The sequence below is a fragment of the Neisseria canis genome (assembly GCF_900636765.1).
Taxonomy (GTDB): domain Bacteria; phylum Pseudomonadota; class Gammaproteobacteria; order Burkholderiales; family Neisseriaceae; genus Neisseria; species Neisseria canis.
Window position 1 is genome coordinate 383,286 of record NZ_LR134313.1, and the last position, 14,378, is coordinate 397,663.

General features: G+C 54.6%; 11 protein-coding genes. 4 read left to right on the top strand and 7 right to left on the bottom strand.

Going from position 1 to position 14,378, the window contains the following annotated elements; genetic code table 11:
* The first annotated feature begins 231 nt into the window (after positions 1 to 231).
* The 4 genes from EL143_RS01815 (at position 232) to metE (ending at position 6,246) form a co-directional block, all read left to right on the top strand.
* The gene (locus EL143_RS01815; protein WP_085415511.1) at positions 232 to 1,188 is read left to right on the top strand and encodes an L-lactate dehydrogenase; all 957 of its coding nucleotides are present in this window, start codon (positions 232 to 234) and stop codon (positions 1,186 to 1,188) included.
* Between the two features lie 108 nt (positions 1,189 to 1,296).
* Positions 1,297 to 2,883: an L-lactate permease gene (locus tag EL143_RS01820; protein WP_085415430.1), complete on the top strand. Its 1,587-nt coding sequence runs from the start codon at positions 1,297 to 1,299 to the stop codon at positions 2,881 to 2,883.
* 173 nt (positions 2,884 to 3,056) lie between these two features.
* Entirely contained in the window at positions 3,057 to 3,755 is a 699-nt protein-coding gene (locus EL143_RS01825) for a hypothetical protein (protein WP_126326503.1), read from the top strand.
* Between the two features lie 214 nt (positions 3,756 to 3,969).
* Positions 3,970 to 6,246, top strand: a complete 2,277-nt coding sequence (metE, locus tag EL143_RS01830; protein WP_085415431.1) for a 5-methyltetrahydropteroyltriglutamate--homocysteine S-methyltransferase — start codon at positions 3,970 to 3,972, stop codon at positions 6,244 to 6,246.
* Positions 6,247 to 6,656: 410 nt separating this feature from the next.
* Here metE and EL143_RS01835 read toward each other — a convergent pair whose 3' ends face one another.
* The 7 genes from EL143_RS01835 to EL143_RS01865 all read right to left on the bottom strand — a co-directional run bounded on the left by EL143_RS01835 (position 6,657) and on the right by EL143_RS01865 (position 14,267).
* Positions 6,657 to 7,037: an MAPEG family protein gene (locus EL143_RS01835; RefSeq protein WP_085415432.1), complete on the bottom strand. Its 381-nt coding sequence runs from the start codon at positions 7,035 to 7,037 to the stop codon at positions 6,657 to 6,659.
* A 55-nt stretch (positions 7,038 to 7,092) separates the two neighbouring features.
* Positions 7,093 to 7,530, bottom strand: coding sequence for a c-type cytochrome (locus EL143_RS01840; protein WP_085415433.1), 438 nt, complete (start codon positions 7,528 to 7,530; stop codon positions 7,093 to 7,095).
* A 222-nt stretch (positions 7,531 to 7,752) separates the two neighbouring features.
* The gene (locus EL143_RS01845; protein ID WP_085415434.1) at positions 7,753 to 9,204 is read right to left on the bottom strand and encodes an alanine/glycine:cation symporter family protein; all 1,452 of its coding nucleotides are present in this window, start codon (positions 9,202 to 9,204) and stop codon (positions 7,753 to 7,755) included.
* 245 nt (positions 9,205 to 9,449) lie between these two features.
* Positions 9,450 to 10,919, bottom strand: a complete 1,470-nt coding sequence (locus tag EL143_RS01850; RefSeq protein WP_085415435.1) for an aldehyde dehydrogenase — start codon at positions 10,917 to 10,919, stop codon at positions 9,450 to 9,452.
* Between the two features lie 195 nt (positions 10,920 to 11,114).
* Positions 11,115 to 11,978: a 4-hydroxy-tetrahydrodipicolinate synthase gene (gene dapA / locus EL143_RS01855; RefSeq protein ID WP_085415436.1), complete on the bottom strand. Its 864-nt coding sequence runs from the start codon at positions 11,976 to 11,978 to the stop codon at positions 11,115 to 11,117.
* 88 nt (positions 11,979 to 12,066) lie between these two features.
* Entirely contained in the window at positions 12,067 to 13,320 is a 1,254-nt protein-coding gene (locus EL143_RS01860; RefSeq protein WP_085415437.1) for an NAD(P)/FAD-dependent oxidoreductase, read from the bottom strand.
* Positions 13,317 to 14,267, bottom strand: a complete 951-nt coding sequence (locus EL143_RS01865) for a 4-hydroxyproline epimerase (protein ID WP_085415438.1) — start codon at positions 14,265 to 14,267, stop codon at positions 13,317 to 13,319. The genes EL143_RS01860 and EL143_RS01865 overlap by 4 nt, the downstream gene beginning before the upstream one ends.
* Positions 14,268 to 14,378: the final 111 nt, after the last annotated feature.

Below are 14,378 nucleotides of genomic sequence, written 5' to 3' on the forward strand. Positions count from 1 at the left end.
CACAAATGCCTGTCTGAAAAGGTTTTCAGACAGGCATTTGTAGTTTTGCATCAACCAAAAAAGAGCAATATCAACATTTTACTTTAGCAACAACGAAACATTGCCCAAATATTTTATTATTGGCATTTTTTTGACCAGCATCAATACGCAATATGGTATTTTATTACACAAAAGAGTAATATAGTTTCATTAAATATGAAATTGATTAAGATGCTAATAGGGAGCAAAAAAATGATTCAAAAAACAGGTAACAAAGTTGTAATCATCGGCACGGGTGCCGTAGGCATCAGCTATGCGTTTTCCATGCTCAATCAAGGCAACTGCGACGAGCTTGTGCTGATTGATTTGAACGAAAAACGCGCGCATGCAGAAGTGCGCGACCTGCGCCACGGCGTACTGTATGCACCCACACCCACCAAAGTAAAACAAGGCACTTACGCCGACTGCACCGATGCGGATGTGGTGTGCATCTGCGCAGGCGTACCGCAACGGCCCGGCGAAACCCGCCTGGATTTGATTGACAACAATCTGAAAGTATTCCACAGCATCGTGGGCGAAGTGATGAAAGCGGGTTTCGACGGCATTTTCTTGGTCGCCACCAACCCGGTAGACGTGCTCTCTTATGCCACTTGGAAATTCTCCGGCCTGCCGAAAGAGCGGGTAATCGGTTCGGGCACCATCCTAGACACAGCCCGTTTGTGCAACTGCTTGGGCAAAGCTTTTGACGTGGCGCCGGTCAGCGTGGATGCGCACATGATCGGCGAACACGGCGACAGCGTTATTGCCGCTTGGAGTACGGCCAACATCGCAGGCATGTCGTTGAAAGAAGCGCTGCAAAAACAACCCGACGGCGAAGCCCGCATGGCGAAAATCCATGCAGACGTGCGCGATGCGGCTTATTCCATCATCGAAGGCAAAGGCGCTACCTACTACGGCATCGCCATGGGCTTGGCCCGCATCACCAAAGCAATTCTGCACAATCAAAATGTGGTGCTGACCATTTCCGCGTTGCTGCAAGGCGAATACGGCGAAGAAGATGTGTATATCGGCGTTCCGGCAGTGATTAACCGCTACGGTATTGCCCGCGTTATTGAAAAACCGCTGGATGAATCCGAATCCGAAAAATTTGCCAAATCCGCCAATATTTTGCGCGAATACCAGCAGAAAGTCGGCGAATATTTGAAATAAGGCAGCCGGCAAACCGGGCAGCGCACCTGCCCCCTGCCGATATTTCATCTATATTATTAAGCAAATAATTATTTAAATTTATAGTTAACTTATAGAAAGACAATAATTATGTTCTCACCCACATTTGACCCGCTGGGCAACATCTGGCTTTCCGCCGCTGTTGCCTCCGTGCCGATTATCCTTTTCCTGCTCGGCCTGACCGTGTTGAAAATGAAAGGCATCCATGCCGCCCTGCTCACGCTGGTGGTGACTTTGATTCTTTCGTTTTTTCCGTTTGCCCTGCCTGCCGATGTGGCGCTGGCTTCCGTGGTGCAAGGAATTGTGCAAGGGATGTGGCCTATCGGCTATATCATCATCATGGCGGTTTGGCTCTACAAGCTCACGGTAGCCTCCGGCAAATTTGAAGTGATCAAAGGCAGCCTCGCCATGATTTCGCCCGACCAACGCATCCAGCTGCTGCTGATTGCTTTCTGCTTCGGTGCGTTTCTCGAAGGCGCGGCAGGATTCGGCGTACCGATCGCCATCTGCGGCGTGATGTTGGCCGCATTGGGCTTCAACCCTTTACAGGCGGCAATGTTGTGTTTGATTGCCAACGCAGCCTCCGGCGCATTCGGAGCCATCGGTATTCCGGTTGCCATCATCGATACTTTCCATTTGGAAGGCGTAACCGCGATGGACGTATCCAAAGCCACCAACACCACTTTGCCTTTTATCGCCGCGAGCGTGCCGTTTTTGCTGGTGTGGATTATCGACGGCTTCAAAGGCATCAAAGAAACCCTGCCTGCACTCTTGGTTACTTCCGGCGTGTTTACCGCAGGCCAAATGGCGGTTACTTACTTTGTCGGTCCCGAGCTGGCGGACATTCTGCCACCCCTGCTCTCTTTAATCGCACTGGCCGCTTTGTCAACCAAATGGCAGCCGAAAAACATTTTCCGCATCGTGCCTGAAGACAAAGACGACACCACCCGCCATTCGTTCGGCGCCATCATTTCCGCCTGGTCGCCGTTTTACATCCTCAGCGCGTTTGTGATTGTGTGGAGCCTGCCGTTTTTCAAAGCCCTGTTCAAACCGGGTGCACCGCTCGACTTTACCAATCTGGGCTGGACTTTGGCCGCCGCAGGCGAACAAAAAATCACCGTAGGTTTAGGTTTGATCAACTCAACCGGCACCGCCATTCTGCTGGCCGTGATTGCCACCATTCTGGTTTCCGGCAAATCTCTCGGCATGGCGCGCGCAATGGCCGATTTAAAGAAAACCTGCAAAGAATTGTGGCTTTCCATCGCCACCATCTGCTTCATTCTTGCCATTGCCAAGCTCACCACCTACACCGGTATGACTAAAGCATTGGCCGAAGCCGTGGCCGTAACCGGCGGCGTATTCCCGCTGCTCTCTCCTGTGTTGGGCTGGATCGGCGTGTTTATGACCGGTTCCGTAGTCAACAACAACACCCTGTTTGCCCCCGTGCAATCTATTGTGGCGCAACATCTGCACATCGACCCCGCCCTTCTGGTGCAGGCCAATACCGCAGGCGGCACGATGGCCAAGCTGGTGTCGCCGCAATCTATCGCCATTGCCACCGCCGCCGTAGGTAAAGCAGGTCAAGAGTCCACCTTATTGAAAATGACCTTGAAATACAGCATCGGCTTGCTGGTGTTTGTGTGTATCTGGACATTTATTCTGGCCTCCCTCCTTTAAGCAAGCCGCAAACCGAAATGCCTGTCTGAATGTTTCAGACAGGCATTTTTCACACCGGCGCAGCCTACAGCCTCTTGCACGGATTTTCAGCCACACGGCTATATAAAACCCAAATTTACATAAGATTTCGCTATAATCGCGCAAAATTCAACCACGATAAACCGCACAATCTAATGAAAAAAACCGTTTTACTTTCCGCAGGTTTGCTGAGCCTGCTGTTTACCCAGCAAAGCTTTGCCCGAACCAACTACATCTGCCAACTAAACGGCAAAGCAGTGTACACCACACAAAGAATCAACAACACCTGCCAAGTTTCCGAAATGAACGGTATTTCCGAAGAAACCGTATCCGTGGAGCGAACCTCCACGCCCAGCATGGCGGAAATCATGGGCAAAACCCCGCATACCATCGCCTTAAACACCCGTGTCGAACTATACGGCGAACCCTCTTTCAACTTCACCAACCTCAACGAAAGCGACCAAATCGCCCACATTTGGGAAAAAGAGCAGTTCGGCTCCTATGACGACATCAAAATCATGCCCCGCGCCGACATCGAAAAACCGGCCGACATGAACATAAAAATCCGCAACCAGCCGACAGACAAAACCAAAATACCCGCATCCCGCTCGGTGCAGGCCAACACCCGACTGCCGGCCAACTACCAACCCCTGCCGCCGCCCAAACCCAAGCTGACACGCAAGCAGATTCTGCAACGCGAAATCGCCAGCGAGCAGGCCGCTTTGGTAAGAGCGCAGGCACAGCTCGCCAACGCCCGCAAATCCGGCAGCAACACCGGCCCGTTGGAGCAAACCGTGCGCGACCGCCAAGCCAACGTGCGCGCGCTGCAAAATGAATTGAAGCGCCAACGCTAAACCGTTTGCCGCTGAAAAATGCCTGTCTGAACGTTTCAGACAGGCATTCTTTATTTGGCTGTAAAAATTCCGTTCCCCATTTCCGCCGCAAACACAAACATTAAAAACATTCATGTTGCCATGCAAATAACTCGTTTGCGCCTTGCCCGAAAAACCTTCAAGATACGACCATCCGAATAAGCATCCGCAATTGATTTAACAACAGGAGTTGAACATGAACACATTTCATCTATCCGGCTACCCGCGCATCGGTGCGAAGCGCGAGCTGAAATTTGCCGTAGAAGCCTTTTGGAAAGGCGCGAAAAGCGAAGCCGAGCTGCAAGAAGTTGCCGCCGAAATCCGCCGCATGAACTGGACCACCCAAAAAGCCGCCGGTGCCGATTTGCTGCCCGTAGGCGATTTTTCTTTTTACGACCACGTTTTAGACCTGCTCTGCACTTTGGGCGCGATTCCTAAGCGTTTCGGTTTCGACGCGGCCAACCTGAGCCTGCCCGAATACTTCCAATTGGCGCGCGGCAACGCCACCCAGTTTGCGATGGAAATGACCAAGTGGTTCGACACCAACTACCACTACATCGTACCCGAATGGCACGCCGACACCGAATTTAAAGTCAACGCCAAAAACCTGATTGCCCAAATCAAAGAAGCCAAAGCACAAGGCCACGACATCAAGCCCACGCTGGTCGGCCCCGTTACCCTGCTGTGGTTGGGTAAAGCCAAAGACGACAACTTCAAACGCATCAACCTGCTGCCCAAGCTGCTGCCCGCTTACGCACAACTGTTGCGCGAACTGGCCGCCGAAGGTGTAGATTGGATTCAGATCGACGAGCCGATTCTCTCTGCCGACGCCGATGCCAACTGGATCAAAGCCGTTGAAACCGCTTACAAAGAATTTGCCAACACCGGCGTGCGCATCATCATCGGCACCTACTTCGCCTCTGCCGCCGAACACCTCAACCTGCTCAAAGCCCTGCCCGTTCACGGCGTACACATCGACTGCGTGCGCGCACCCGAGCAGCTCTCCGTGTTTGCCGATGCCTGGCCGGAAAACAAAGTATTGTCGGTCGGCCTGATTGACGGCCGCAACGTATGGCGCGCCAACTTGAGCAAAGTGATCGACACGCTGAAACCCGTTCAAGACAAACTGGGCAACAACCTGTGGATCGCTCCGAGCTGCTCGCTGCTGCACAGCCCGCAAGACTTGGCCGTAGAAGAAAAACTCGATGCCGAAATCAAAAACTGGATGGCTTTCGCCGCCCAAAAACTGGTTGAACTGGGCGTAGTGAAACAAGCCTTGGTACACGGCAAAGACAGCGTAAAAGAAGCCATTGCCGCTTCCGATGCCGCCGCTGCCGACCGCGCCACCAACAAAAAAATCCACAACGATGCCGTTAAAGCCCGCGTGGCCAATCTGCCCGAAGGTGCCGACCAACGCAAATCACCGTTTGCCGAGCGCATCAAAGCGCAACAGGCTTGGATGAACCTGCCCGTATTGCCCACCACCACCATCGGCTCGTTCCCGCAAACCACCGAAATCCGCCAAGCGCGCGCCGCCTTCAAAAAAGGCGAACTCTCCGCAGCCGATTACGATGCCGCGATGAAAAAAGAAATCGCCTACTGCGTGGAAGTACAGGAAAAACTGGAACTCGACGTGCCCGTACACGGCGAAGCCGAGCGTAACGACATGGTGGAATACTTCGGCGAACAACTGGCCGGCTACTGCTTCACCCAATTCGGCTGGGTACAAAGCTACGGCTCGCGCTGCGTGAAACCGCCCATCATCTTCGGCGACGTATCGCGCCCCGAACCGATGACCGTTTACTGGTCTGCCTACGCGCAAACCCTGACCAAACGCCCGATGAAAGGCATGCTCACCGGCCCGGTAACCATGTACAAATGGTCGTTTGTGCGCGACGACATTCCGTTGAGCGAAGTGGCCAAACAAATCGCCTTGGCCTTGAACGACGAAGTGTTGGATTTGGAAAAAGCCGGCATCAAAGTGATTCAGATCGACGAACCGGCCATCCGCGAAGCCATGCCGCTGAAAAAAGCCCAATGGGACGAATTTTTGGCTTGGGCGTGCGAAGCCTTCCGTTTGAGCAGCACCGGCGCGGAAGACAGCACCCAAATCCACACCCACATGTGCTATTCCGAGTTTAACGACATCCTGCCCGCCATCGCCTCTATGGATGCCGACGTAATTACCATCGAAACATCTCGTTCCGACATGGAATTGCTCACCGCGTTCGGCGACTTCAAATACCCGAACGACATCGGCCCCGGCGTGTACGACATCCACAGCCCGCGCGTACCGACTGCCGCCGAAGTGGAAAAACTGCTGCGCAAAGCCATGGAAGTGGTACCGGTCGAGCGCTTGTGGGTCAACCCCGACTGCGGCCTGAAAACCCGCGGCTGGAAAGAAACCATCGAGCAGCTTGAAGTGATGATGGAAGTAACCAAAAAACTGCGTGGCGAATTAGCCGCCAAATAAAGCCGAGTCTGTGAAATAGAGAAATAATGCCTGTCTGAAATGTTTTCAGACAGGCATTTTTAGTGTAATAGTCAAAATCAATATGCGTAAATTGTTCGGCTTCTTTACTGCGTCCGCTTTGTCCGTCGGTGCCGCAGAACGGAACGGGATTTTCAGGGGAATAAAACCGTACGGTTATAAAGTGCAAGCTGCAATTCACCTGAAACGGGGAAGATTTACGAAAAGCATGCTGTCATATAGTTAAAAAACTTAATTTTAGTAGCATCTCCGTCATACTCGGGCTTGACCCGAGTATGAAGAACGTACTATTTTTAAGTTGATCCACTATATATATATATCGGTGTTGAATTGGTTCACCATAGAAAATGCCTGTCTGAAAACTTTTTCAGGCAGGCATTTCACAATAACAATCAAGCCTCAAACACGGCGCCAATCAAACCGGCGATAATCAACACAAAGGAAGGAATCACGGTCAGCAGAAAACCGATTGCGCGGCTGTTCGGGTCGGCTCTGTAAGCCCGCCAATACACAAAACGACCCACCAGATACACCACGCCGGTCAGCGCGACAAAGCCTTCAGACCAATAAACGGCGGCAATAAACAGCGCGGGCAGAAACACCACCAGCTGTTCCAATGTGTTTTGCTGGATACGCAGGGCACGTTCGAAATGCTCGTTGCCCGAAACCGCAGGCGCGTGGATGCCGTATTTGGATCGGGCGCGCCCAACCATAAATCCGAAGAAAAAATACTGAATCAACGCGAGTATGGCGACGATGTGGATCAAGTTCATAACACTCCTCCTGTTGGGTTGAAATCAGTTTCAGACAGGCCTGTCTGAAAGCCGTTTACTGCCTGAAGCCCTGATGGCAGGCTTTGCAGCTTTGGCCTAGTTGGCCGAAAGCGGTTTTAACCGCATCGTAGCTGCCGCTTTGTGCGGCTTTATCCAAAGCCGATGCGGCTGCGTTGAAACGCTTGATTGCGGCTTGAAACTCCTGCGGTTTGCGCCAAACATCGGCAGAGGCATCGGAACCTGCACCGTCGCTGCCGGCATTGTAATGCTGCCAAGGCTCATTGGCGGTCGCTTTCAATTGCGCGGCCAATGCGGCAAACGATTCGGCAGGGAAAGAGGCTGCATCGTGTTTTTTCAAAAGGCCGCCCATTTTTTTATTCAGGCCGCTCCATTCTTTCATGTATTGTTGGCGCGCTTTAATGTCACCGGCATCGGCATGTACCAAACCGGCAAGCAGGCAGAAACATAATGTGGTTAGAAAATGTTTTTTCATGGTGTGTCCTGTTATTTTATTGTTGGTAGCGGCTGAAGAATACGCCAACTCAAAGCCAGCGTCCAGCTTTGGTGGGAATCTTGCGGAAGTTGGAATCGGAATATATGGCAAATAAACTGTATTTCTGCTACGGCGTTGTGCGCTACACAGATATGCATAAATGCCTGTCTGAAAACTTTTTCAGACAGGCATTCTTCACTCATCTACCCTAACGGCGCAAACTCAACGCTTACCGTGCTGCTGTGCGTACTCTATCCAAAACTCCGCATTCTCAATTCCCGCCTCACGCGGGTCGAACACCGGGTCTAAGCCCGCTTTTTTCTGGCGGTCGTAATCACGCAGCGCACGCAGAGCGGGTTTGCTCAGGAACACGATGGCAATCAGGTTGAGGTAACACATGCTGCCGAAGCCGATGTCGCCCAAGCCCCACATCAGGCTGGCGGACTGCACGCTGCCGGTGAACACGACGGCTAAAAACACCACCCGCAAAATCATGCTGAGAATGGGGTATTTCAGCTTTTGGTCGAGATAAAGCAGCGCGGTCTCGGCGATGTAGTAGTAAGCCAGCAGGCAGGTGAAAGCAAAGAAGAAAATGCCCACCGCCACGAATGCGCCGCCGAAATCGCCGAACACCGTGCCCAAGGCCGCCTGCGTGTAGGCCGAGCCTGCAACCACGCCGGGGATATTTTCCACCAGCGGCGTTTCCATGCCGGGCGGTTGCACGTTATACATGCCGGTAATCAGAATCATGATGGCGGTTGAGGTACACACCAGCACGGTGTCGATATACACCGAAAAGCCTTGCACCAAACCTTGTTTCACGGGATGGCTCACTTCGGCTGCTGCCGAGCTGAACGTTGCTTCGCCCGCACCGGCTACGTTGGAGAACACGGCGCGGCGCACGCCCCACGAAATGGCGGTGCCGACTATGCCGCCGAATACCGCATCGGTGCCGAACGCGCTACCGATAATCAGGCTCACGGTTTCGGGAATTTTCGCAGCGTGGCTAACCAACACAATCAGCATCAGGCCGACATAACCCAAGGCCATCAGCGGGATGATGCGGTCGGCGGCGCGGGCGATGCGTTTGGTGCCGCCGAAAATCAGAAACGCCAGCATGGCGGAAACCGCGGTGCCGGTGATCCATACGGACAGGCCGAAGGCGTTCTCAAACGACGTAGCGATGGTATTGGCCTGAATGCCCGGCACCAACACGCCGTAGCTCAAGAAAATCACCACGGCCACCAACACAGCAAAGGCTTTCAGCTTCAGGCCGCGCTCGATGTAGTAAGGCGAACCGCCGCGGTATTCGGTGCCGACTTTGGTTTTATACACCTGCGCCAAAGTCGATTCCACAAACGCGCTGGCACCGCCCAACAGAGCCATCACAATCATCCAAAACACCGCCCCCGGCCCGCCCGCGGCAGTGGCGGTGGCCACGCCGGCGATGTTGCCGACACCGATACGCCCCGACAGCGACATACAGAATGCCTGAAACGACGAAATACCCGCGCCGGATTCCTGCTTTTCCCTCAACAGGCGGATCATTTCGGGCAGATAGCGGAACTGTACGCCTTTGGTAATCACGGTGAAATAGAGGCCGACGGCCAGAGCCAGATAAACGAGGCCGTTACCCCAAATATAGTCCACCAGCGTATTGACTATGTTTTCCATCTTTTTCTCCTTTGTGGTTATTTGTGGCGATATAGCTAAAACACTTGATTTTATTAGCATTTCCGTCATACTCGGGCTTGACCCGAGTATCTTGAGTTTCGCTAACTTTAGGAGATACTCGGGTCAAGCCCGAGTATGACGAACGTACTGTTTTTAAGTTGATCCACTATAGAAGGCCGTCTGAAAAAGCAGTTTGGGCTTCGCAGAAACCTACCGGCTTCAGACGGCCTGAGTATTGTTTTTTGTTATTCCACAAACCAAATCGTTTTTGCCTGCGTGTACTGTTCAAACGCCTCCACGCCTTTATCGCGGCCGCCGAAGCCGGACTGCTTGTAGCCGCCGAACGGCGTGGCGATGCTGCCTTCCGAAAAGCCGTTTACCGATACCGTGCCTGCCTGAATTTTGCGGGCAACGCGGTGGGCGCGGCGGACATCGGAGGTGTAGAACGAAGCGGCCAAGCCGTAGTCCGATTGGTTGGCCAAACGAACGGCTTCTTCTTCGCTGCCGAAGGTGGTAACGGCCAGCACCGGGCCGAAAACCTCTTCTTTAAACACGGTCATATCGGCGGTTACGCCGTCGATGATCGCCGGCTCGAAATACCAGCCTTCGCCGGTTTTGCCGCCGGTGAGCAGTTTGCCGCCCTCTTTCAATGCGGTATCGAAATAACGGCACACCTTATCGAAATGCGCCTCTTCCACCAGCGGGCCGAGATTGGTTTCAGGCAGGCGTGGATCGCCGACTTTCCAATCTTGCTTGAGGCCGTCTGAAAGCTTGGCCAGCAAAGCGTCTTTAATGCTTGCTTCCACAATCAGGCGCGAGCCGCAGCTGCAGTTTTCGCCCATGTTCCAGAACGCGGCGGCCAAAATCGACGGCACGGCCTTATCCAAATCCGCGTCGGCAAACACGATTTGCGGGCTTTTGCCGCCGCATTCCAACACGATTTCTTTCAAATTGCTCTTGGCCGAATATTCCAAGAAATAACGGCCGACTTCGGTAGAGCCGGTAAAGGCCACCATGTCCACATCTTTGTGCATGCCCAAAGCTTTGCCTACCGTTTCGCCCAAGCCGCACACCAGCGTCAGCGCCGCTTCGGGCACGCCCGCTTCATGCGCCAGCTGCACCATGCGGTAGGCGCTTAGCGAAGTCAGCTCGGCCGGTTTCACAATCACCGAATTGCCTGCCGCCAATGCCGGCACCACTTTCCACGCGAACATCTGCGCGGGGAAGTTCCACGGCAACACCGCGCCGACCACGCCGACCGGCTCGTGCACAATCAAGCCCATGGCGTCTTTGCCGGTGGGGGCGACGCGGCCGAAGGCTTTATCGACATATTCGGCGTAAAAATAAAAGGTTTCGATGGTGGCGGGCATATCGGTGTTGATGCACTCGCTGATGGGCTTGCCCGCGTCGATACAGTCCAACGCGGCCAGCTCTTCGGCGTGTTCTTCAATCAATTGCGCCCAACGCAGCAGCACGACCCGCTTTTCAGACGGGCTTTGGTCTGCCCAGAGGCCGTCTGAAAACGCAGCCCGCGCGGCGCGCACGGCGGCATCCATATCCTGCTCGCTGCCGTCTGCGATATAGCCGATAAGGGAATTGTCGATGGGCGTGCGGTTTTCCAGCTTCTTGCCCGAATCGGCGTGGTTCGGAATCAAATGCCCCGCCCACAGGCTGCCTGCTTTGGCGGCCTCGAAGATTTGTTCAACGGTTTTCATCTACACTCCTTTTCGTTCGGAAACCTCTCTCAAGAAAGGTTGGGTATTTTTGAACACACTGATAGTGATCAACTTAAAAACAGTACGCTCGTCATACTCGGGCTTGACCCGAGTATCTTGAGTTTCAGCAAACTTGGGAGATACTCGGGTCAAGCCCGAGTATGACGAGCTGTAATAAAGCAAGCGGTTCGAAACTTATTTCAACAAAGCCGTAAATTCGGCTGCTTCCTGCGCGGTCAGGTTGTGCAGCGGCAGGCGCACTTTGCCGGCGGGTTTGGTGCCGTTTAAGCAGCCGATTTTGGCTTTTTGGTTGTAGTCGCCCGATTCCATCGAATGCAGAGCGGGATAAAGATTGGTGAGAATTTGGCGGGCTTGGTTCCAATCTTGGGCTTGGGCGGCGTTAAACAGGGCAACCTGCTCGCCGGGGAACACGTTGGCGGCACCGGCAATCCAGCTTTTCACGCCCCAGAAGAAGAAATCCAAAGGCTGGTCGTCGCAGCCGCACACCACTTGGAAGTTATCGAATTTGGCCTGAATCATGCGCAGCGCATTGGAGAAATTGCCGGTACTTTCTTTGATGCCGACGATGTTGGGGTGTTTCGCCAAATGCGCCACGGTGTCGAATTCGAGTTCCACTCCGATGCGGGCGGGGAAGTTGTAGAGAATAATCGGCAAGTCGGTTTTGGAAGCCACATATTCAAAGTGTTCGATAATGCCTTGTTGCGACGGCAGGCTGTATGGCGGCGCCGACAGCATCAGGCCGTGGTAGCCCAATTCTTTGGCGCGTATGGCACGTTGCGCCGCCACTTCGCTCGACATATCGCTCACACCGGCAATCAGCGTGCAGCGGCCGGCGGCGGCTTTGACGATGGTGTTCAACACGGTTTCGCGCTCGGCTTCCGACAAAGCGTAATACTCGCCCGTGGTGCCGCAGGCCACGATGCCGCGCACGCCTTTGGCGATAAACGCGTCCACCAATTCGGCCAGCAGCGCGGTATCGACCTGATTGTCGGCGGTAAACGGGGTAACGATGGGAACTAAAATACCTTCGATGTTCATAATGCTTCTCCTCTTGAGATGAATGGTGAATCAATTTAAAAAACTACATCCGTCATACCGGGGCTTGGTCCGAATATGGCGGCACGCCCTAGCTGCCGAAACGGTTAAAACGGTAAGGGCTTAAATCCATGGCAGGCTGTTCGCCGAAATACAGGGCTTTGACCAATTGCGCGGTCAGCGGCGCTTGGGTCAGCCCCAAATGCTGGTGCCCGAACGCCAGCAAAACGTTTTCTTTGCGGTCGATTACCGGCAGCGAATCGGCAACCGACGGGCGGAAACCCATCCACGGCACGGCATCTTGCCTGTTCAGACGGCCTTTGAGCATAGGCTCGGCCAAGCGGAACAGCTGCTCCGCCCGTTCCATATTCGGCGGCGCGTCCAGCCCGGCAAACTCCACCGTACCGGCCAAGCGCAAGCCCGCGTTCATGGGCGTCATGATGAATTTGCGCTCGAAGCTGCTCACCGGCACGTTCAAAATATCTCGGCTGTGCGGCAGCATCAGGTGGTAGCCGCGTTCGGTGTCGAGCGGAACGCTGCTGCCGCACAACTTTTTCAGCCACGGCTTGGAAAACGCACCGGCGGCAATCACCACGCGCTTGGCTTCAAACGCTTTGCCGCCGCCGATGATGCGGAACAGGCCGTCTGAAAAGGATTGGATATCGGAAACGTCGGTATGTTCACTCACCGTGCCGCCCGCCCGTATGAATGCTTGCTGCAAATCCGCCGCCATGCCCGCCAAATCGACCACATGGCCGGTATCGGGGTAAAACAGCGCACCGCGTTGCGTGTCGGCCAGCGCCGGTTCGCGCTCGTGCAGGCGGGCACGGTCGAGCCATTCGTTGGCCACGCCCAATTCATTCAACTCCCTGCCGTGTTTCTGCAACGCCGCCTGCCCGCTTTCGGTTTCGCACACCAGCAGCGAGCCTTCGATGCGGATATGCTTTTCCACGCCCCACTCGCGCGCAAACGCCTGCCATGCCGGCAAAGCGCGGCTGTTGAGCGCCATCAGGGCGCGGTGGCTGCGCCGGAAGCGTTCGGGCGTGAGATGGCGCAGCAGGCTGAACAGCCACGGCGTGATTTTGGGCAGGTATTTCCAATCCAGCCGCAACGGGCCGAGCGGGTCGAGCAGCATTTTCGGCAGCTGCTTAAGCACGTCGGGCGACGCTATCGGAAACACCTGTTCGGTAGCGATATGCCCCGCATTGCCGTAAGACGCGCCGCCGCATACGGTATCGCGCTCCAACAGCAGCACGCTTTCGCCGCTGCGCTGCAATGCCAGCGCAATGCTCAAACCGACGATGCCGCCGCCAACCACTGCCGCAGAAAAAACCTGCCCGCTCATGATGTTTCGATTCCGTAGCGGAACGGGTCGTCCGCGTTCACAAAAATTTCCGCCGCCGCATGAATGTGCGCCTCACCTTTGATGGTCGGTATGATCATGCCGTCTGAAAACGGTTCGTAAGACGCGGCAAAGCGGCTGCCGATCACGCTTTCCTGTATCCATTCTTTTTCAGACGGCCACACGCCGTCGGCCGCCAAACAGGCCATCTTCGCGCTGGTGCCCGTACCGCAGGGCGAGCGGTCGTAGGCTTTGCCCGGGCAGAGCACGAAGCTGCGGCTGTTGGCCGTGTCGGTTTTGCCGAACAGCTCGATGTGGTCGATTTCCTGCCCGTCTTTACCGGTAATGCCCTGCTCGTTCAGCGCGGTGCGGATGCGCCATGAAACATCGGTGAGCTGCTCCAGATTGTCGGGCGCGATGGTGCAGCCGTGGTCGTTTACCAAGAAAAACCAGTTGCCGCCCCAAGCAATATCGCCGGTAATGCTGCCGATGCCTTCCACGTTGAGCGACACGTCTTTGCGGTAGCGGTAGGCCGGCACATTGCGCACGCTCACCGAGCCGTCTTCATGCAGCGTACAGCGCACATTGCCCACCGGCGTTTCGATGGTGTGGGTGCCGACATCAATGCGTTTGAGGTGTTGCAGCGTTTTAATCAGGCCGATGGTGCCGTGGCCGCACATGCCCAAATAGCCGCTGTTGTTGAAAAAAATCACGCCGGCGGCAGAAGCGGGGTCTTGCGGCTTGCACAACAACGCACCCACCAAAACATCCGAACCGCGCGGCTCCAAAATCAACGCGCGGCGCAAATGGTCGAAACGGTCGGCAAAATCGGCGCACTGCTCCTGCAAACTGCTGCCGGAAAGCTCGGGGAATCCGCCGTACACCACACGGGTCGGCTCGCCGCCGGTGTGGGAATCGATCACGGAAAAAGTGTATTCGGTATGCGGCATAGCACAATCCTATCGCTGAACAAACTTCCGCCAACCTTACAAAACCGCCGCTGCCGCCGTCTTGATGAATTTCCCGTTTTTTGTGCAGAAATGGGCATACCCACAGTTAAA